20 protein-coding genes are annotated in these 18,091 nt (G+C 68.3%); 8 read left to right on the top strand and 12 right to left on the bottom strand.

Annotation, left to right across the window (positions count from 1 at the left end; translation table 11 throughout):
* Positions 1-3: 3 nt before the first annotated feature.
* From C6C15_RS17005 to C6C15_RS02705, 3 genes are read right to left on the bottom strand one after another with little or no spacing between them, the layout of a single operon-like run.
* Positions 4-561 carry a hypothetical protein gene (locus C6C15_RS17005; protein WP_029266261.1) on the bottom strand — a complete coding sequence of 186 codons (558 nt, stop codon included), beginning with the start codon at positions 559-561 and terminating at the stop codon, positions 4-6.
* Between the two features lie 2 nt (positions 562-563).
* A complete protein-coding gene (locus C6C15_RS02710) occupies positions 564-1,586 on the bottom strand; it encodes a DNA adenine methylase (RefSeq protein WP_158698514.1) in 1,023 nt (340 codons plus the stop codon).
* Entirely contained in the window at positions 1,564-2,646 is a 1,083-nt protein-coding gene (locus tag C6C15_RS02705) for an adenine-specific methyltransferase EcoRI family protein (protein ID WP_051667923.1), read from the bottom strand. The genes C6C15_RS02710 and C6C15_RS02705 overlap by 23 nt, the downstream gene beginning before the upstream one ends.
* Positions 2,647-2,846: 200 nt before the next feature.
* Here C6C15_RS02705 and C6C15_RS02700 point away from each other — a divergent pair, with 200 nt between their 5' ends.
* A complete protein-coding gene (locus C6C15_RS02700) occupies positions 2,847-3,071 on the top strand; it encodes a hypothetical protein (RefSeq protein ID WP_029266267.1) in 225 nt (74 codons plus the stop codon).
* Positions 3,072-3,104: 33 nt separating this feature from the next.
* Here the strand turns inward: C6C15_RS02700 and C6C15_RS02695 are convergent, their stop codons facing one another.
* Positions 3,105-3,905 (bottom strand): abortive infection family protein, encoded by an 801-nt coding sequence (locus tag C6C15_RS02695; protein ID WP_029266269.1) that lies wholly within the window; start codon positions 3,903-3,905, stop codon positions 3,105-3,107.
* Positions 3,906-4,466: 561 nt separating this feature from the next.
* On the opposite strand from C6C15_RS02695, the gene C6C15_RS02690 reads away from it, so the two are divergent.
* Both C6C15_RS02690 and C6C15_RS02685 read left to right on the top strand, forming a co-directional pair.
* Positions 4,467-5,042: a helix-turn-helix domain-containing protein gene (locus C6C15_RS02690; protein ID WP_158698513.1), complete on the top strand. Its 576-nt coding sequence runs from the start codon at positions 4,467-4,469 to the stop codon at positions 5,040-5,042.
* A complete protein-coding gene (locus C6C15_RS02685; RefSeq protein ID WP_105949236.1) occupies positions 5,042-5,626 on the top strand; it encodes a hypothetical protein in 585 nt (194 codons plus the stop codon). Before C6C15_RS02690 ends, C6C15_RS02685 begins: the two co-directional genes overlap by 1 nt.
* A 53-nt stretch (positions 5,627-5,679) precedes the next feature.
* Here C6C15_RS02685 and C6C15_RS02680 read toward each other — a convergent pair whose 3' ends face one another.
* Complete coding sequence (locus tag C6C15_RS02680; protein WP_105949235.1) at positions 5,680-6,735, bottom strand: alpha/beta fold hydrolase; 1,056 nt, start codon at positions 6,733-6,735, stop codon at positions 5,680-5,682.
* 36 nt (positions 6,736-6,771) lie between these two features.
* Positions 6,772-7,515 (bottom strand): phosphotransferase, encoded by a 744-nt coding sequence (locus C6C15_RS02675; protein ID WP_105949234.1) that lies wholly within the window; start codon positions 7,513-7,515, stop codon positions 6,772-6,774.
* A gap of 107 nt (positions 7,516-7,622) precedes the next feature.
* Between C6C15_RS02675 and C6C15_RS02670 the strand changes: the two genes are divergently transcribed.
* A complete protein-coding gene (locus C6C15_RS02670) occupies positions 7,623-8,060 on the top strand; it encodes a hypothetical protein (RefSeq protein ID WP_105949233.1) in 438 nt (145 codons plus the stop codon).
* Between the two features lie 6 nt (positions 8,061-8,066).
* Here the strand turns inward: C6C15_RS02670 and C6C15_RS02665 are convergent, their stop codons facing one another.
* Entirely contained in the window at positions 8,067-8,912 is an 846-nt protein-coding gene (locus C6C15_RS02665) for a transposase (protein ID WP_105949232.1), read from the bottom strand.
* Between the two features lie 44 nt (positions 8,913-8,956).
* Positions 8,957-10,282, bottom strand: a complete 1,326-nt coding sequence (locus C6C15_RS02660) for a VCBS repeat domain-containing M23 family metallopeptidase (protein ID WP_105949231.1) — start codon at positions 10,280-10,282, stop codon at positions 8,957-8,959.
* A 163-nt stretch (positions 10,283-10,445) separates the two neighbouring features.
* Here C6C15_RS02660 and C6C15_RS02655 point away from each other — a divergent pair, with 163 nt between their 5' ends.
* The 3 genes from C6C15_RS02655 (at position 10,446) to C6C15_RS02645 (ending at position 12,911) form a co-directional block, all read left to right on the top strand.
* On the top strand, positions 10,446-10,751 hold the full coding sequence (locus C6C15_RS02655) for a DUF7882 family protein (RefSeq protein WP_105949230.1): 306 nt from the start codon (positions 10,446-10,448) through the stop codon (positions 10,749-10,751).
* A gap of 85 nt (positions 10,752-10,836) precedes the next feature.
* Positions 10,837-11,310, top strand: coding sequence for a hypothetical protein (locus C6C15_RS02650; RefSeq protein ID WP_105949229.1), 474 nt, complete (start codon positions 10,837-10,839; stop codon positions 11,308-11,310).
* A gap of 197 nt (positions 11,311-11,507) precedes the next feature.
* Entirely contained in the window at positions 11,508-12,911 is a 1,404-nt protein-coding gene (locus C6C15_RS02645) for a cell division initiation protein (protein WP_105949228.1), read from the top strand.
* 66 nt (positions 12,912-12,977) lie between these two features.
* On the opposite strand, the gene C6C15_RS02640 is transcribed toward C6C15_RS02645, so the two are convergent.
* From C6C15_RS02640 to C6C15_RS02630, 3 genes are all read right to left on the bottom strand, one after another.
* The gene (locus tag C6C15_RS02640) at positions 12,978-14,090 is read right to left on the bottom strand and encodes a fatty acid desaturase family protein (RefSeq protein WP_435873137.1); all 1,113 of its coding nucleotides are present in this window, start codon (positions 14,088-14,090) and stop codon (positions 12,978-12,980) included.
* Positions 14,091-14,196: 106 nt separating this feature from the next.
* The gene (locus C6C15_RS02635) at positions 14,197-14,475 is read right to left on the bottom strand and encodes a hypothetical protein (RefSeq protein WP_157547056.1); all 279 of its coding nucleotides are present in this window, start codon (positions 14,473-14,475) and stop codon (positions 14,197-14,199) included.
* A 192-nt stretch (positions 14,476-14,667) separates the two neighbouring features.
* The gene (locus C6C15_RS02630) at positions 14,668-15,618 is read right to left on the bottom strand and encodes an intradiol ring-cleavage dioxygenase (RefSeq protein WP_105949226.1); all 951 of its coding nucleotides are present in this window, start codon (positions 15,616-15,618) and stop codon (positions 14,668-14,670) included.
* A gap of 367 nt (positions 15,619-15,985) precedes the next feature.
* Here C6C15_RS02630 and C6C15_RS02625 point away from each other — a divergent pair, with 367 nt between their 5' ends.
* The gene (locus C6C15_RS02625; RefSeq protein ID WP_105949225.1) at positions 15,986-16,600 is read left to right on the top strand and encodes a TetR/AcrR family transcriptional regulator; all 615 of its coding nucleotides are present in this window, start codon (positions 15,986-15,988) and stop codon (positions 16,598-16,600) included.
* A gap of 9 nt (positions 16,601-16,609) precedes the next feature.
* Here the strand turns inward: C6C15_RS02625 and C6C15_RS02620 are convergent, their stop codons facing one another.
* Entirely contained in the window at positions 16,610-17,755 is a 1,146-nt protein-coding gene (locus tag C6C15_RS02620; RefSeq protein WP_060921562.1) for a low temperature requirement protein A, read from the bottom strand.
* Between the last annotated feature and the right edge of the window lie 336 nt (positions 17,756-18,091).

Genomic DNA, 18,091 nt, shown 5'->3' with positions numbered 1-18,091 from the left:
ACCTCACCCCGCATCGATCACTCCGCCCACGGTCTTGCCCTGCGTGTACAGATCCCATGCCGGGTCGTTCCTCGCCATGGCAGTGGGGCGGACGCCCTTGGTGAAGCCAGCGTAGTAGTCACCTTCAACCGTCTTCGCGATGTAGATGCGCAGGCCGCCCTCGGGGAAGAACGGACGCGCCTCCTCTTTGTTCCGCACATCGTCCGGTGCCGATGGGAATCCGCGAGCGACGGTCCACGCCGGATGGCGTTGCGAGTTCGGTTGTTGCCGGTTCTGCCGCGCGATCCGCATCCGTCCGCCCGCCTTACGCTGAAACTCAATCGGTCCTGAGATCCCCGGCACGCCAGCGACCCCGGCCTGGATTGTGATCGCAGGCAGGGCGTCCACGTTCGTTCCGGCCACCCCCAGAAAGTCGAGCGTCTCGGGCACGATCGACGCCGGGACCTCGATGTACAGCGAACCGCCACCGCCGCGAATCTGATAGTGGCGCTCGATGTTATAGAACTCGCCGGGTTGGACGTTTCGCCACCAGATGCGCTCGATGTTCAGCTTCTGCGCCATGCTCAGAAGACCTCCACGTGATAGAGACGTTCCAGCACGGATCCGTCCTTGACTCGGTCGTTGCTCCGGTAGCGGAGATGCGGCTGCTCGTGCACGGTGACCTTGCCGAAGTCTCCCAGGATCGAGAGCAACTCTTCCCCACTCACCTGTCCATCCTCACTGTAGGAGATGAACACGTGGCGAGCATCGAGCCGCTCCATCGTGGCCCGGAAAGCGCGACCGGCGCTGCGGCGGTAACAGAAGTCCGAGGCCTGGTCCATCCACGGACGCAGTCCGCCGTCGCCTGCTGCCACCGGCTCGTCCTCCTGGGCGAGGGTCTCGAGGACGTGGTAATTCCCGGCATACTGGCGCTTCGTGTACGGCGGATCAAGATAGACCGCCTCCGTTCGGAGCGACGACGCCAGATCCTCGACGGAGCCCTGCAGCACGGTGTGCTCGCCCGGCGTGGTCTCGAACTCGAGCGGCTCGAAGGTGAGCGGGCGAAGGGCAGTACTCGATAGCGTCTTGCGGAAGTACCCGTAGGTACCGCTGATGTTCGCTACCTTGTTCGTCGCGAGCAGTAGATGCTGGAGCAGGACGCTGTGTTCGAGCTCAGTGAGCGAACCAGCCGCCCTGAGCTCGAGAATGCCCGCACGCACGCCGTCGATGTGCGCGGCGTTCTCGGCGGAGAAGTAGAGCCTCGGCGCCCGGCCGTTTGCTGGGGCACCCGCGGCTCCAAGCTCGCGGGAGAAGTACCCCCGTCGAGGCTCGGCGGCGCGCATCCACTCGAGTGCCTCGGCGTAGCCACCGAACACCTTGAACTCGGGAGGCTTCTTCGCGAGCAGCCGCGTGCGCGCGTGAATTACCGGGAAGGTGAGCGCATCCGAGGCCGTGACGTCGTAGCCGGCACGAGCGAGCGCGAGCGACACGGAGGCCGTTCCGCACATGGGGTCCGCGATGCTCGACCCAGCAGGGACGATTTCCGCGATCGCGCCGACGATCCAGTCAGCGAGCTTGGTCTTATTACCGAGGTAGCGATACGACACGCGCGTCCAATCCCCGATTCCCGCCCGAAAGGCGCCGGTTTCGCACGACGATCCGGTCGTACATGCGTCGATAGCCGCGCGGTGTCGGCAGGTAGAACCGTGGGCCGCCCTGCTGGTAGGTGCCCTTCTCGGCGATCTGGGACATGGGCTGGCCCAAGGTCTTGCTCGACCCGACGATCTCGAACTGCTCTGGGTTGTACTTGTCGATGAACGTGATCGGGACGCCCATGAGGCCGGCGTAGTCGGACGGAATATCCGCGGTTTTGCCGACCTCGATTGCGTCGAAGTTCGCGTAGCGCGGATAGTCGGCCTCGCGGTATCGCTTAGTCAGTTCGAGGTCTCGGTGCCGCTCGTCATAGTCGAGGTTGGTGAACCAACGAACGCCCTTGACGCGAATGTATCGGTTTCCCTCCGCATCAACCCGGGTCCCTGCAGCCTCAAGCGGGTAGTCGGCTGGCACGCGAAACTCGCGGTCGCCGCTGCGGATGCTCGGGCCGTACCACATCTGGTTGTTCTGGAAGAGCGGGAATATCTCCTTGTAGGTGAGCGCGTTCATGTTCCCGAGGATGATGAACTGCTTGTCGTGCTCGACGAGCTGGGCGACGAACTCGCGGAACAGCGAGAATGGCGGGTTCGTGACGACGATGTCCGCTTGGCGCAGCAGCTCGACGCTCTCGGCGCTCCGGAAGTCGCCATCGCCCTTGAGAGGACGCACGCCGATCTCGTTGGCGTCCGGCACGCGGTTGCCGTTCTTGTCGCCGTCGTACTCGAGCCAGACAGCGCGCGAGGAGTCGCCCCGGCTGAACTGGCCCGGATCCTCGCTCTGGTAGCACGTGGCGATGAGTCGCTTCAGGCCCAGCGCCTCAAAGTTCTCGGAGAAGTAACGGAAGAAGTTGCTGACCCTTGGGTCGTCGCAGTTGAGGTAGACGACCTTGCCGGCGAAGTGTTTCCGGTAGTGACTGAGCTCCTTCTCGATGTCAACCAGCTGGGTGTAGAACTCGTCCTTCTTGGCCCCCCTCGCCGCTGACAGATTGCCATTCGCGGCAGTGATGAGCGTCATCGGCCTGCCCCGTCGAGCTCGAGGTGCGATTTCGCGCAAGAGATTGACCGCGTCATAGTTGCGACGATACGGCGGGGGTCCGACTGCGCCTTGATGGCGCGGCGCGAGCTGGGCTGGGGCATCCACTCAGTGTAATGCTCATTGCACATATCTGTACAGCAGGTTGTACAGATATGTGCATATGGCTATACAGTGTTCGCATGACCGCCGTCGAGCGCGCCGAGACACGGGTGACCCTGCTGAAAGAGGCAGTGGACATCGTCGCACGTCTGCAGGCGAACGAGGCCGAGCACGCCGAGCTGCTCGCCAAGCGAGCGGCGGTGTGCAAGGCGCTTCGCGCAGCTGGCACGCCCATCAAGGAGCTCCAGGAGGCGCTCGGCGTCAGCCGGAGCCGGGTGAATCAGTTACTGAGCGACGTGGCTTAGCCGCGCCCGAAGGCCTCCGACGGCCGCGCCTGCCTACCGCCCCATCTGGCGGTCGTGCGTCGACAACATCAGGTCGGCGACGTGTACAACCTCGCGGATGACGTAGCGCGCCGCCTCAGCAGTCACTCCGGTGAGGAGCGTCCGGCCGTGGCCGGTGCCCTGCAGATTCCGCAGCTCGTTGACGGTGAATGCTACGGTCTTCGCCGACTGGTAGATCGAGGGGACCTGCTTCGCGCCCGGGACCGAGTCGTCGACGACCGCCGGGCGAAGCCCCAGCTTCTCGAACGAGAGCGCCACCAGCGCCGGGAAGTCGGCGCGCTCCGGCAGGCGGTTGCCCTCCTCGAGGACGAACTTCGCGACGGCTTCGAGCAGCTCCTTCGCCCCGCCGAGCAGCGCCGCCGGGTCGTCGATGTTCCGCCGCAGCCGCTCGAGCTGTTCATCGAGCGCGGCGCGACCGCCGGTCTCGAGGTGGATGTCGCCCGCGTACTCGAGCCGTCCGTACGCCGAGAGCGCCCAGCCGGCGTGGGTCACCGCCGCGTGCAGGTCAGCGACGTGCTTGTCGTCGGCATACTTCCCAAACGCGCCGTCGAGCCGGAGCGCGTTGAGCATCCCGTCAACGAGCGCGCCCGCGGGCCGCCGCTCGGCCGCTCGGAACACCGCGAGGACGCGCTGCTGCTTGTTCGGTGCCTGCGTGTTCAAGTCGTAGGGATCAGCGTCGACGTATCCGGCGCCCGCGAAGAGTCGTGACAGCGTGGAGTGGCTCGGCCCGCTACCGCCGCCGAAGAAGAACTGCGCGAAGGCGGCGGCGATCTCGTCGTTGAGCGGGAACGTCATGCTTCCATCTTGGCGGCCGCGGAGACAACACCGGAGTCCTCGCGCAGGCGAGACACGAGTACCGTGAGGGCATGCCCACGACGCCGGACGACCCCACCGAGCGGTTCGCGTCGCTCGCGGAAACGGTGCCGTGGGCGACCCCGCGCCTGGACGAGGACCGCGATCGGTTCGTGGCCAAAGAATAAAGCGCGACCATCGACACGGAGCAGACGCTACCGAATGTCCAGAACCCCGCATCTATTCCGCAGATTCACCGCCAGCTCGCGGCACTCGCTGGCAACCGAAAGCAGGCGCGATCAGGACTGTTCAAAGCACCCGCAAGTCCGCAGAAACCCCTGATAGGGCGAAACTCTTACTCGAAAGGTCACCGGATCGATGCCGGTCGGAGCCACACGGCTGATCATTACAATCAGCCCAGAAACCCTCGCCTAGCTTCTACATGGCGGGGGTTTTGCTTTGCCCTGGAACGAACAGGACGCGGCTTCCCGGATCTGAGGCGTCGCATCCTGATCCCAGCCGACGTAGAATATGGCTCAGAGGACATTTCTACGGGGAGGCGACGTGACCAACGCATCAGTGCTCGTGCGCGCTGCGCGGAAGAGCAGCGGGCTCACGCAGAAGGATCTCGCCGAGCGAACCAACGTCGATCAAGGCCGCGTATCTCGAGTGGAAGGTGGCCGCGAGGCTGAGTTCAGCACAGTCGAACGCTTCCTCCGTGGCGCCGGCTATCGCCTGTACTCCGCACCGACGCGACGGGACGACGCGGCGACCATCGCGGCGGCGATCCGCGGGTACCTGCGAGCGGGCGACAAGCACAGCGCGCTTCGCGAGTTCATCCAGCTGAGCGACAACCTCAACGCCGAGCACGGCCTCGTACGCGGGGTTCTCGGTCTCGCGGAACCCGAGCCGACCGGTGACCGCGTCTGGGATGCCGCCCTGGCAGCGCTCGTGGATCTTCGCCTCCGCGAGGAGGGGCTCCCCACCCCGGCGTGGGTCGACGGCCCGAACAGGAGGGTCCAGGTACCCCGAACCCTGGACGTCGATCCGGCGGATCCGATCCCGGCGCCCGACGACGTGCCCACGGAGTTCCTCGAGCGTGGTGTCCTTGTCTGGCAAGACACGCTGACGAGCGTCTGATGGCTGACGCCCTGAACCGCGACGACATCATCGCCGGCCTCCGCGACCTGGTCGGCGAGCTTCATGCCGCTGGCGAAGTCGCAGGCATCCGACTCGTCGGCGGCGCTGCGCTCGTCATCAGGTACTTCGACCGCCGTGCCACCGGAGACCTCGATTCCCTTCACATCAACCCTGGAAGTGACGAAGCCGTTCTCGCCGCGGCCTCGCGCGTCGGAGACCGACGAGGGTGGAGCGTCGGCTGGTTCAACTTCGCTGTGGAGCACGCCGATTCCGTACCGACGTTCGGGCGTCGAACTGTCGAGTGGGAGACGATCTACGACCGAGACGGCGTCATAATCCAGGTCGCCTCGAAGGACGCGCTTCTCGCCATGAAGCTCCGCGCCAACCGGCCAGGACGCGACGTCGACGACATCCGTCAGTTGCTCACCCTCTGCGGCATCACCACGTCGGAAGCGGCGGAGGCTCACTACGAGGACTTCTACCCGGGCGACGGTCTCAGCGACCGCGCTATCGGCATCGTCCAGCGGATCCTCGATGGCGGCCTGCCGACAGCGGTTCCCTCCCCCGGCCCCATCCATCTCTGACGCGATAACAGAGCGGGTGAAGAGAGCAGAACGGGAGGCGGCGACCCGCAGACTCACGCCGGCACAAGTGAGTCCGTCGAGCCGTCCCCCCTCGCGTTCCCCGCCGCGACCGCGTGCGGCAGCGCGTGGGCCACGAGGCTCACCAGGAACTTCCCGGGCTCCTCGAACATGCACAGGTGTGCGGAGTTCTCGAACCACACGACGTGCGTCGCGGGCGCCGTCACGGTCTCCAACCAGCGGGCGACCGGTCCGGTGGGGGTCGTCCAGTCGTGTCGTCCGAGGAACTGGAGCATCGGCACCTCGAACGACGTCTGGTCGCGGCCGTCGAAGCCGAGCAGGGCCGGCAGCACCTCGGGCATGGTCACCCCCTGCCCGACGCCGATGAGGCCCAGGTCGGCGTCCGTGTAATACGGGGACAGCTCCTGCGACTCGGTGAAGTACGCGAAATCGGAGCGATACGCCGAGAGGCCGCCGTAGTACTGCGCCCATCTCCGGCAGGTCACGATGCGTTCGACGGTCAACGGCTCCTCACCGGGGTACTCCCCGAGCGCCTGCAACTCGGAGACCGCCTGCTCGTTGCGATCCGCGACGGCACTCCGCATCGCGTGGCGGAAGCTCTCCTCCTCGTTCTCGGGACCGGAGATGACCTGGCCGACGCCGACGTACGCCCAGAGCAGGTCGGGACGCCGCCGGGCGAGGGTGAGCCCGAGGACCGTCCCCCAGCTGTGCCCGAGCACCCCGACCTTCTGCACGCCCAGCTCGCCCTGGAGCCACGCGATCAGCTCCGCGAGATCGTCGACGTACCGGTCGACGCTGAGGTCCATGTCCTCAGACACGGACCCTGCGGACTTGCCGCTCGCACGCTGGTCGTAGTTGACGACCGTGAAGTAGTCCTCCACGCCGCGTTGCCAGACCCACGACGAGGGCAGCGACGGCAGGGCCGGGCCGCCGTGGCAGACGACGAGTACGGGGTTCCGTGTGCTGCGCCCGCGGATCGAGACGAACTGGGGGACACCGCCGAGGTCGACGTACGCCGTCCGGTCGATCGACTCCGGGTTCGGGATCCGGCACAGATCCGCGATCACTGCGCGGCCGAGGTCGTCACTCATGTCGATCACCCTAGGAGACGCGGACCGGCGAAGCGGTCACGCCAGGGCGCGCTGCCACACACCCCGATGCGCGGTGACGTAGTCGAGCACCGCCGCCCAGTGCGCCCCGTGACCCGCGCGGTACATGGTCCCCCACGGCTCGCGCCCCGCCTCCGCGGACGAGCGCAGCAGGTCGAGCATCGCCTGCGTGCGCCGGCGCATCATGCCCGGGAGCACCGCGCGCAGCTCCGCGTCGGCGCCGTAGCCATCGACGAAGGCCGCGAGGTCGTCGGCGGAGCGCTGCGGGTCCCTGGTCGGATCGGGAAGCGCGAACGTCTGCGCGGAGAAGGCGAGGTCCCACGACCGGGTGCTCGGGGAGGCGCCGTCCCAGTCGATGAAGACCCAGCGGTCGCCGAGCATCAGATTCCACGGCGCCAGGTCGTTGTGGCAGATGAGCTCCTGCGCGGGCGCCGAGAGGGGTGGTTCCCAGATCGCGTCGGCATCAGGGACATACCGCGCCGAGACGTCATGGATCCGGCGGACCATCCCGCCCACGTGACCGAGCTCGGCGGCGGAGAGCGGTGCGGCATCCATCGCGAGCGTGCCGGGGATGAACTCGATGATCTGCCGCCCCTGCGCGTCTCTGCCGAGCGGCTCGGGCGCATCCACTCCGCCGTCCCGCATCGCCCGCACATAGGCGACGATGTGCGGGGTCGCGGCTGTCCACGCCTTGCGGACGGTGTCCCCGACCCGCACGACGGGTCCGCTCGCGTTGCCGCCCTCGAGGAGTTCCTCCCGCATCCCCCGAGGTTATCGGAGGCGCCTGCAGCAGAGATCACTCCTCCGGGTGACGAGGGATACCTCCCCCGACGGACGCCGTCCGCGAGCCGCGCCAGCAGAGTGGAAATATGACACGACGACACCTCCTCCCCGCCGCCGCCCTGCTCCTCGGCGGCACCCTGCTGCTCGGTGGATGCGCCGCCGTGGAGGGTCTCGTGCACAAGCAGTCGACCGGGACGTTCGACGACGCCGATGCCTTCCGCGCGGACGCGCCGATCGATGCGGACTGGGTTCCGGAAGACGCGACCGCCCTCACGCTGACGACGTCGACCATCGAGGACGCGGACGACGCCGTCCTCCTGCTGGCGAGCACGACAGCGCTGCCGGACGACTGCGTGGAGACGGAGCGGACCTCCGCCCCGACGTGGACCCTGGATGACGGCCCGTCCGCATACGAGGCGAAGACCGTCTTCGTCTGCGGCGACTGGAGCGTCATCCCGGCCGACGACGGCTGGTTCGGATGGACGCCGAACTCCGCTGAGGAGAAAGCCGCCGCCCGGGGCTGAGACCGCTCAGAGATCGGCGAGAGCCGCGCGCGCCGCTTGCACGGCCTCGGCGGCGGCATCCTTCTTCTCCACGGCCGCGGTGCGCCGCTCCTCCGCGGCGGGACGGTCGCGCTCGACGCGGTCGGCTTCCTGATGCAGCTTCTCGATCTGCGCCTCCAGCTCGGCGATGCCGTCGGCCAGCTCCTCCGCGCGATCGCTCAGCGCCTGCATCACCTCGTCCTCCTTCGCGAGGGCCCGCTCCGCCGCCGCAAGGTCCTTCTCCGCAACCGCCAGCTGACGCTCGGCATCCCGGCGTTTCCGACGCTCCTGCAGTTCGTCCGGAGGACGCGGGGGTTGGGGCTGCAGTGCGGGGAGCGTTCCGGCCACCGCGTCGCGGATGTCGTCCGCCGTACCCGAAGGCTCCAATGCCCGCACGAGACGCCCCGAGGCCACAGCGGCCGCCGCGTCCGGGTCGAAGAATGCCGCGGAGATCGTCTGCTCGACCGCATCCCGCGTCGCCGCCGTCACTCGTTCGCCTCGGGAGCCCGCAAGGTCCGCGGCGGTCTCGGCGAGCCGCCGGGTCAGCGCGCGCCGCTCCCGGCCGAGCTTCGCCAACGCCGCGGCGTCCAGATCCGCCTGCGCCTCGCGCAGCTCCGCCGCCAGCGCCAGGGCCTCCCCGAGCTGCGCGGCACCCTGCTGCGCGAAGACGTTGACGACCCAGGCAGCCACTGCCGGCTTGCGCAGCGCCTTCACCTCCGCGGCGAGCGCGCGATCGTCGAGGTCCTTCGCCCGTGCGTTCCGGGCGGTCGTGAACTCCTCGGGCGGCCCGGCGTACAGCGCCGCCGCGATGTCGTCGAGGGTCGGAGCGGCCATGCGCCCACGATACGCGTCGGCCGGTGCCCGCTACGCGACCCGCGCTATTCGATCGCGAGGTAGTCCGCCGCATCCGAGGCCATGAGGATCTTGGCGCCGAACCCTCCGGCGCCGTTGCCGGGATAGAGGTAGAGCTGTCCTGCCGCCGTGCGGGCGACCAGGTCCGCACGACCGTCCCCGTTGTAGTCCGCGCCGCCGGTGACCTCGGTGAACTCCTGCCAGCCGGTCCCGGCCTGACGCCAGGTGCGCAGGCCGGACGCGCCGGTGTAGAGCCTCAGCACGCCATCACCGGCGACCCCGATGAGGTCACCCCGTCCGTCGCCGTCGAAGTCTCCGGCGACGAGGTAGTGGAAACCCTCCCAGCCGTTGCCCACGGTGACGTTCGGAGTGCGGAAGCCGCCGGCCCCGTTGCCGGGGAAGATCACGAGAGTCCCGGCAGGGGACACTCCGATGACGTCCTGCCGTCCGTCCCCGGTGAAGTCCGCACCGGAAGTGACGTGACGCATCCCGTACCAGCCGGCTCCCGGGGTGGTCGCTGCACGGAAGCCGCCGGCGCCGTTCCCGGCGTAGTACTCCAGGGCGCCGTCGGAGCGCGCCACGAGGATGTCCGCGTGGCCGTCTCCGTTGAAGTCCGAGTGCGTGATGTGCCGTCGTGAGTTCCCCCACCCGCCTCCGAACAGGGTGGTCGGTCCGGCGAGGCTGCTGCGGCCGTCCCCCGCTCGCAGTCTGAGATCCCCGTTGCCCGCGACGACGAGAAGATCGGCCTTACCGTTACCGGTGAAGTCGGCGGTGTCGATGCCCGCCGAGTCGCTCGCCCCGAGACCGGGGAAGAACAGCGGGATCGTCCCTCCCCGCGTGACGTTCGACAGGCAGGTGAATCCGTCGTTGATCTGGGAGTAGACCTTGCCGTTCAGCCACACCTCGAAATGCAGGTGGTACGCGGCGGAGTTGCCGGTGTTCCCGACGACGCCGATCTGCTGCCCGCGCAGAACCTTCGTCCCCGGTGCGTACCAGCCGGATGCCGCCATGTGGGCGTATCGGGTGACATAGCCGCCCGGGTGCTGCACATCGACGTAGTTGCCGTAGCCGCCGTTCGACGTGCGGCTCTTGATCACGCCGTCATACGCCGCCAGGATCGGCGTCCCGCCGTTCCGCGAGATGTCGATGCCGTCGTGCGCACGATAGTTGCCGAGGCAGCCGTCGCCCACCTTGGACTGGATGTTGCCCGAAGCCGGGTAGACCATGTAGCCGTCGGACGCCGCGCTCGCGGAACCGGTCGTGGTGAGGGCCGGCGTCAGCGATCCCAGCACGATCGCGAGCACGGCGACGATCCCGATGCGACCAAGACGCAAGCGGGACGTGCGCTTCATCTCGAAGTTCTCTCTTGCTCGGCGGCCCCAGGGGACGTGGTGTCCTCCGCGGTCACCGTACCAAGGCCAGGCGCTCCGCCCCGCGAACGCCACCCCATTCACTCCCGTTCCGCCGCGCTCACGCCGTGATCGTGAGACCCCACGGGGGTGTACGGTCAGCACCATGGGAAGACTCCGGTACGACGGGCACTCGGATCCGATCCTCGTCGAGGACGAGACGCTCGCGCATCTGAAGATCGTCATCGCCACCAAGCTGCGTCGTCAGGAAAGCTTCATGATGACCTGGCAGCCTCCCGAGGGCGGCCTCGACCGGCGAGCGAGCGTCTGGATCCATCCCGCCATCCCCCTGCAGTTCGGCTTCGACGAGGCGGAGCCGCCGGCCGTGGACCCGCACCGCATCCAGGAGATCATGCAGGCACTCAACGCCACCGGCGATCTTCAGCTGGACCAACTCGCCGGCCCGCGCTGACGCGCACCGACGTTCAGCACGGAAGGTCGCTGCCCTGGACACCGCTCTGATCCTCGTCCTCTTCCTGGTCATCCTCAGCCTCATCGTGGGAGCCGCCTTCCTGCGCGGCTGGGTGCGGCGCAGCGCATCGTCGGCCGGCGAGCGCGCGGGAGCCCGGTACACCGCCGCGCGGATGGAGGAGATCTTCGCCGACCTCGGAGCCACTCTCCTCGTCCACGCCTCCCCGACGGCCACGGCGGAGCTGCTGCGCGTGATCGTCGAGGAGCGAGGCAGGAGCTTCTCGCTGCTCCCGGACGGCGCGCTGGGCGTCCGCTTCGTCGAACCGGACGACACCGTCGCGCGATTGGTTCCCGGCAGCGCGGGGACTCTCGTGCGCGTCGAGACCTTCCGCGAGTACCTCGGCTTCCCGCAGACCGCACCCCTCTGGCGGGAGCTGCGCGCCCTGGTGTCCGCCGAGGCCGCGACCCGCGGGATCGAGGTGGCCGACGGGCCCGTCTCCCTGTTCGAGCGCGGGCCGGAGCTCGACGACCGCAACGCGCGCTGGTTCCGCCGGCTCTGATCGTCGCTCGCAGGGCCTGGAATTAGGGGTCACGATTCCCAGGTGACGCAATTAGGCTAGACGCGCGCCGCGCCCCGCAGGGACGGATGACGACCCGGTCGTGGCGCATGCCGGGGGCCTCCTCCCCCGAGCTTGCGATCCCGTCCACGAAACGAAGTCCGCTTCGTGTCGCGGACACGCCAGAAAGGCTTGAACCCATGAGCGATTCCTCGGGCACACCCCGCGACGACGAGCGGTCGCCGGACTTCTTCGATCAGCTGATCGAGACGGCTCCCCGCGACACGTCGTCCACGTCCACGTCGGCGTTCACCATCGGATTCCGCGGCTACGACAAGGGCGAGGTCGACGCCGCGCTCGCATCGATGCGCGCCCAGCTCCAGCAGGCCGCCGATGAGGTCGCCGAGGCGAAGGCCCGCGAGGCCGAATCGGTCGAAGCTCTCAAAGCCGAGGAGCGCGAGGCACGCGAGGCCCTGGAAGCCGAGCTCGCCGCCGCGAACGCCAAGGCCGCGGATGCCGAGCAGCAGGTGGCGACGCTCACCTCCGAGCTCGTCGACATGCCGCAGGCCGATGGGGAGGAAGCGCCCTCCCGCCAGCAGTTCGAGGCGATCCTGCGGGTGGCCGAGGAGCAGGCGAACGTCCTCATCCAGAACGCCGCCGTGCAGGCCGACCGCCTGATGACCTCGGCCCGCGAAGAGGTCGCCGCGCAGCGCGCCGAGGCCGAGGCGGATGCCGAGCGCATCATCTCCCAGGCTCAGCGCGACGCCGATCAGGTGCGGCTGAAGATGGAGACCGAGTACACGGCCCACGAGGCGCGCATCGAGCGCGAGGCCGCCCACGCCGCGGAGAAGGTCAGCCAGGCGTCCCAGGAGGCCACGGCGATCCGCACCGAGGCCGAGAAGGGCGCCGCCGCACTGCGCTCCCTCGTCACGCGTGAGACCACCCAGCTGCGGGCGGACGCCGAGCGCGAGGTGCGTGAGATGAACGCCCGCGTGCTGGAGTTCGAGGAGACCCTCACCCGTCGTCAGGACGACGCGCAGCAGGAGTTCCTCGTGCTGCACAATCAGGCGGTCGCACACGCCGAGCGCATCACGACCGACGCGAACGAGCAGGTCACCGCCTCACTGGAGCACGCCCAGCGCATCTCCGCGAAGGCCGACGGCTACGAGAAGCTCATGCGCTCGCAGGCACAGGCGATCGAGGCCGACGCGCAGGTCCGTGCCAGGGACATCCTCGAGCGCGCCCGCGTGAAGTCTCAGAAGATCGTCGACGCGGTGACCGGCCACACCTCCACCGTCCTCCGCGACGCCGAGGATCGTGCCCGTCAGCTGCGGTGGCAGCAGCAGCAGCTCACCAGCTTCATGGCCGAGGTGCGCGAGCTCATCCGCCCCGACGGCATCTTCAGCGACGACAACCTCCCCACGGAGATCGCGCTGACGGAGGCCACGATCGACGAGGATGACGACGAGAACGAGGACGACGTCGTCGAGGCGTCCGTCGAGAGCTTCCGAGGCGACGAGGTCCTCGACGACGAGCTCGACGACGACCGTCCGCTGGAGAAGATCACGATCGACGTCATCGAGTCGGACGACTCGAAGCGCTGATCCGGCGCGGACACGACGAAGGGGCGAGCAGCTGTCTGCTCGCCCCTTCGTCGTATCGGTGAGGCTTCAGGCGCGGCGGAGCTGTGCGGCCGCCGGGCAGTCGAACGGGTCGCGCGCCGCCAGGCCGACCCGGTTGAGGTAGGCGATGACGATCGCGTACGACTGTCCGAGGCTTGTCTCGGTGTAGGGGATGCTGTTCGCGGCGCAGTAGTCGCGCACGATGCCGCGCGCCTTCGACAGGTGCAGCCGCGACATGTTCGGGAACAGGTGGTGCTCCACCTGGTGGTTGAGGCCGCCCATCAGCCCCGTCACCCACCATCCGCCGCGGATGTTGCGCGACGTGCGCACCTGCTTCGAGAAGAAGTCGAGCTTCGCGTCGGGAGCGATGACCGGCATTCCCTTGTGGTTGGGGGCGAAGGATGCGCCCATGTAGACGCCGAAGACCGCGAGCTGCACACCCAGGAACGCGAAGACCATGCCGACGGGAAGCAAGAGGAACAGCGGCACGAGGATGACGGCGAACCGGAGGACGATGAGACCGAGTTCGATCCAGCGCCCCTTCACGTTCTTCCTCGTCATCAGGTGCTTCAGACCGAGGTAGTGCAGGTTGAGCCCCTCGAGCGTCAGGAGGGGGAAGAAGAGCCACCCCTGCTTGCGCGTGATGAGCCGGACGATGCCACGCGACTGCGCCGCATCCTCCTCCAGGAAGGAGATGGTATCGACCTGGATGTCGGGGTCCTTGCCGACCTGGTTCGGGTTGCCGTGGTGCCGGGTGTGCTTGGAGTCCCACCAGTGATAGCTCATGCCGATGATGCCGGCGAGCACGCGGGCCAGGCGGAAGTTCGCCGGCCCCGTGGAGAGGATCTGACGGTGCGCCGCCTCATGGGCGAGGAAGGCGACCTGCGTGAAGACGATCCCGAGGGCGGCGGCGATGAGGAGCTGGAACCAGCTGTCACCGAGGAGGAGGAAGCCCGCGACGCAGCCGGCGAAGGCGACGACGAGGGCCGCGCCGATCAGTGTGTAGAACACAGGAGTGCGCTGCAGGAGCCCGGTCTCCTTCACGACCTGCTGCACATCGCGGTAGGCCCGGGTGAGCGGGGGGAACTCGGCGTTCCCGGCGTAGGTCTGACGAACCGGCCCGAGGGTGGCGGTGACGGTCGGGGAGGATGTGCGGGAGATGATGCTCTCCTGTCGATCGGGAGCCCTTGAGCTGAAGAAGCCAAGGGCGGTTGCCGATCGCTGTGGCCACACTAACCGCGCTCGCATACGCGAGGCGGCATACGACTCAGGCCCGCGCTCGACGCGGCCGCCGACCGCGCGTCCGAGGGAGGGCCGGCGATGCCGCCGGCCGGGCGGGCTGCTGCGCGGCGGCGAGCGCACGGAAGGCGTCGTCGAGCGACGGGAACGACCCGAGGTCGGTGCCGCGCTCGTCGCGCAGCCGGTGCGCGGATCCGTCGAACTCGACGAATCCGGCGAACTCACCGCTGCGGGTGGCGACGTGCACGTCGACGTCGGCCTGTTTCCAGGTGAGAGGGATGGAGGAAGGGACGGTGGTGGTACTCATGTTCATGCTCATTGCTGTGGGGCGGGCGCGCTCGCGCTCCGCACGTGAAGAGACCGAGGGCGGATTCCGCGCGCGTCGATGTGCGTGGTCCGTGGATGGCCCTGATCAGTGGCGACGAGGCGGCCGAGAGGGGGCGAAACGCACACGTTGCACGATCAGCTTAGCAGATCCACGAACCACGCGCCGAGAGCGTCAGCTGCCGGGCGGACGACCGCCGCCGCTTCCGGGCGCGGATCCGGCGCTCGGGGTGGTCGTCGTGTCGACGCCGACCACGAGGGCCGCGGTGTATCCGCCGGTGACGCTCCCCGTCGTCGTGGCGAGCTGCGACGCCCCGCCGTCGTCGCCGAAGACGTTGTCGGAGGTCAGGGAGATGCGCGCCAGGTTGTCCGCCGATCCGGAGTACGCCGTCTCCGCATAGACCGCACGGCAGGCGTCCTCGGGCAGCGCGAGCTGGGACGTGGCGATCGCGTTCGACGCGTCGGTGATCGCGGTCGCATCCGGATAGACCTCGAAGTGGATGTGCGGCCAGCGCCCGGAGTAGCACCCGGGGAAGACGGAGGTGAAGGACACCTTCCCGTCGTCGTCGGCGACCTGCACCCCGCGCAGATAGGAGACGTCCTCGAGCCCGGACGAGTACAGGGAGTACTCCCCCTGCGCGTTGCAGTGCCACGCGTAGACCGCCACGCCAGCGAACGGCACCCCGCCGTTCGCCAGGTCGAGGATCTGGAGCTCGAAGGAGAGCGGGACGCCGTCGGCCGTGGCCCCGCCGTCGATGGACGAACGGATGTCCTGGCGGATGATCCCGGCCTCGTCGAGGACGTCCGGGCCGTTCGAGCCATCGCCCGGGTAGGGGCCGGCGGTCTCGTCGGGGATCTCCGAGACCGCATCCGACGCCGTGCCGGTGGCGCTGGGCGTGGGGGTGGCGGTCGTCGACGACGATCCTGTGGCGCCGGGAGCGCAGGCGGCGAGGACGACGGCACCGAGGCCAAGCCCGCCGCCGATCAGCAGCCCGCGGCGGCTCATCAGCGTCCGGAGATCGAAGGCCACGCCCTGGTCGACCACCTCCTCGTCCGCGCGATCCAGCAGTCGTCCTTCGTACATGGGGCCCTGCGGCGTGGGGGTCGGTTCGGGGATGCGGCTCATGATGTGCTCCTCTCGAGCGTGTGCGGCGTTGTGCCCATGCTCGCGGGGTGATCAATCAGGGAGCTATGCGTGACCGATGAGAACTCTTCGGGAGGAGGGCAGAGCGGAGGATGCGGGGACATCGCTCCGCTCTGCAGCGCTGGCGCTCGAAGAACTCGGCGGACAACGCAGGGCCGGGGCGATGGGGGAATCGCTCGGACGGCCACGAAGACGGCCGGCACGCAGGGGACATGCGCGGCCGTGACGCATCCAGTGCAGCACGCGACTTGGCACCTGTCAAGTTTTCCCCGGACACCTGTCCAGATCCGCCCACATGCCATAGCATTACCCGCACCGATCCCGACGGGGACGAGACCGGGGGCACAGCATGACGACGGCGACCAAGCGGGCCGAACGCGCAGGGGTGGACAAGTTCGCACTCCGCCGACGAGCACTGGCCGAGGCAGCCCTGGAGGCGATCGCTGAGCGCGGGTTCGCCCGGACGGGGCTTCGCGAGATCGCCCAGCACTCAGAGCTCTCCCACGGTTCCCTCCATTACTACTTCACCGACAAGAACGATCTCATCGCGGAGGCGGTGCGGATCTCGAAGGGCGGACTCGGCGACCGCTACCTCGCCGTTCTGCAGAACGCGGAGACCGCGGAGGACCTCGCGGCAGGGGCCGCGGCGGAGCTCGCCCGGAGCGTGGAGCAGGACTCCCGCCTGCACCGGCTCTGGTACGACCTCCGCAATCAGTCCTTGTTCGAGTCGGGCTTCGGCGACACCATCGCGGAGGTGGAGGCCGACCTCCAGGAGGCGATCTGGCGGGTGGTCGAACGCTACTCCGAGCTGCGAGGACGGCCCTGCCGCTTCACACCGCTCTTCGCGTATGCGCTCACGGACGGCATGATGCAGCATGCTCTCATCCGTCACCTCCGCGGCGACACCGAGGCGATCGCCCGCCTGCGCACCGAATGCCTGGACCTCTTCGCCGCGAGCGTCTGACCGAGGCGCTCAGGCATCCGTCGCCCCGGCACCGCGAGGGATCGGCGGCCGCATCACGAGCACGACCACGATCGCGACCATCACCGCTGCCGTCAGCGCCACCGGCACGGGCACGAACGGGTCGAGCAGGACGAGCAGCGCCCCCACCGGGATGACGGTGTTGACGACCCTGTCGGCGTTGTCCCGGATGGCGACCCACCAGATGCCGATGAGGAACACCGCGATCGGCACGGACACCGTGAACGTGGCGGCCATCGGAGCGAGGTGGCTCTCCCCTGTCAGCACGTCCAGCTCCACTTCGATGCCGGCGGAGAAGGCGGCAGCCGCCGCGAACACGAAGTAATGGGTGTAGCCGTAGCGCAGGGAACGGCCGAGGGTGGTGATGGACCGGTGGTGGGGCGGCCAGAAGTAGATCCACCACAGGGCCGCCGTCACGACGAATGCGAGGGCCGAGATCGCCAGGAGCGGCCCCAGGGCCTCGACCTCATCCACCGCGTCGATGATCGCGTTGGCAGAGGCGAGAAGGCTCTCACCGAGCACGATGAGGGTGAACAGACCGTAGCGCTCGGTGATGTGGTGCGGGTGCCACGGCGTCTGGTGGCGGCGCTCGGCGACCACCGGGACGGCGATCTCGATGAGGGCGAAGACAATGAAGGCCGCGAGCTGGACCGGCCCCGAGGGGACGAGTAGGAACAGGATCCACAACACCTGCACGGCGGCGATGCCGCCGGCGTATCGCAGCGCGACGGAACGGAGCGGCCCCGCGGTCCGGGACGCGCGCAGCCACTGCGCGACCACGGCGACGCGCATCACGACGTAGCCGATCACCGGGAGTGTGAAGTCGCCCTCGTTGAAGGCCCCGGGGATCCCTGCGGCCAGGACGAGGACGCCCGCCATCTGGACGAAGGTGGCGATCCGGTACGGCCAGTCGTCGGTGTCGAAGGACGTGGCGAACCAGGTGAAGTTCATCCACGCCCACCAGATCGCGAAGAAGAGCATCGCATACGAGGTGATCCCGTGGAGAAAGTCGCCGTGGCTCAGGGCGTGATGCAGCTGCGCAGACGCGATGCTCACCGCTACCACGAAGACGAGATCGAAGAAGAGCTCCAGCGGACTCGCGGCGCGGTGCGGCTGACCGGGGTCGCGCGGCCGCATGGGCTGCAGACGGAAGCGAGGAGTCGAAGTCGGGTGCGCAGTCACCGCGACAGACTAGCTCCCGGCTCCCTCTCCCCGGGCGGTATGCCGGAACGGATCTCCCTCCGGCGCGGGATGCGCTTCCGTCCGGCGGCCGAATCCGCTACAGTGATGACCGTCTGCAGTGCCTGCTGCACGCCTCGTCGGTTTGGGACGACGAGGACACCTTCTCGATGTGGGATCGGGAAGCACCAGCAGGACCCGAGGGGTCGGGACGCAGACGTGTCCGTGAACGTGGGGTTCATGGTCTGGGGAAAACTGGGGAAACGATGGCGCACTGGGGTTATCTGCGTACAT

Origin of the sequence: Microbacterium sp. str. 'China' (assembly GCF_002993305.1) — a bacterium.
Lineage (GTDB): Bacteria > Actinomycetota > Actinomycetes > Actinomycetales > Microbacteriaceae > Microbacterium > Microbacterium paraoxydans.
The sequence above is the reverse complement of the archived record's forward strand: the minus strand, read 5'-3'. Positions and strand labels throughout refer to the sequence as shown.

What these genes read in the sequence shown, in the direction of transcription:
- C6C15_RS17005 (WP_029266261.1), bottom strand. Translation starts at nt 561, where the DNA reads ATGGCGCAGAAGCTGAACATCGAGCGCATCTGGTGGCGAAACGTCCAA.
- C6C15_RS02705 (WP_051667923.1), bottom strand. Translation starts at nt 2,646, where the DNA reads ATGACGCTCATCACTGCCGCGAATGGCAATCTGTCAGCGGCGAGGGGG.
- C6C15_RS02700 (WP_029266267.1), top strand. Translation starts at nt 2,847, where the DNA reads ATGACCGCCGTCGAGCGCGCCGAGACACGGGTGACCCTGCTGAAAGAG.
- C6C15_RS02695 (WP_029266269.1), bottom strand. Translation starts at nt 3,905, where the DNA reads ATGACGTTCCCGCTCAACGACGAGATCGCCGCCGCCTTCGCGCAGTTC.
- C6C15_RS02685 (WP_105949236.1), top strand. Translation starts at nt 5,042, where the DNA reads ATGGCTGACGCCCTGAACCGCGACGACATCATCGCCGGCCTCCGCGAC.
- C6C15_RS02680 (WP_105949235.1), bottom strand. Translation starts at nt 6,735, where the DNA reads ATGAGTGACGACCTCGGCCGCGCAGTGATCGCGGATCTGTGCCGGATC.
- C6C15_RS02675 (WP_105949234.1), bottom strand. Translation starts at nt 7,515, where the DNA reads ATGCGGGAGGAACTCCTCGAGGGCGGCAACGCGAGCGGACCCGTCGTG.
- C6C15_RS02670 (WP_105949233.1), top strand. Translation starts at nt 7,623, where the DNA reads ATGACACGACGACACCTCCTCCCCGCCGCCGCCCTGCTCCTCGGCGGC.
- C6C15_RS02665 (WP_105949232.1), bottom strand. Translation starts at nt 8,912, where the DNA reads ATGGCCGCTCCGACCCTCGACGACATCGCGGCGGCGCTGTACGCCGGG.
- C6C15_RS02660 (WP_105949231.1), bottom strand. Translation starts at nt 10,282, where the DNA reads ATGAAGCGCACGTCCCGCTTGCGTCTTGGTCGCATCGGGATCGTCGCC.
- C6C15_RS02655 (WP_105949230.1), top strand. Translation starts at nt 10,446, where the DNA reads ATGGGAAGACTCCGGTACGACGGGCACTCGGATCCGATCCTCGTCGAG.
- C6C15_RS02645 (WP_105949228.1), top strand. Translation starts at nt 11,508, where the DNA reads ATGAGCGATTCCTCGGGCACACCCCGCGACGACGAGCGGTCGCCGGAC.
- C6C15_RS02635 (WP_157547056.1), bottom strand. Translation starts at nt 14,475, where the DNA reads ATGAGTACCACCACCGTCCCTTCCTCCATCCCTCTCACCTGGAAACAG.
- C6C15_RS02630 (WP_105949226.1), bottom strand. Translation starts at nt 15,618, where the DNA reads ATGAGCCGCATCCCCGAACCGACCCCCACGCCGCAGGGCCCCATGTAC.
- C6C15_RS02625 (WP_105949225.1), top strand. Translation starts at nt 15,986, where the DNA reads ATGACGACGGCGACCAAGCGGGCCGAACGCGCAGGGGTGGACAAGTTC.
- C6C15_RS02620 (WP_060921562.1), bottom strand. Translation starts at nt 17,755, where the DNA reads ATGCGGCCGCGCGACCCCGGTCAGCCGCACCGCGCCGCGAGTCCGCTG.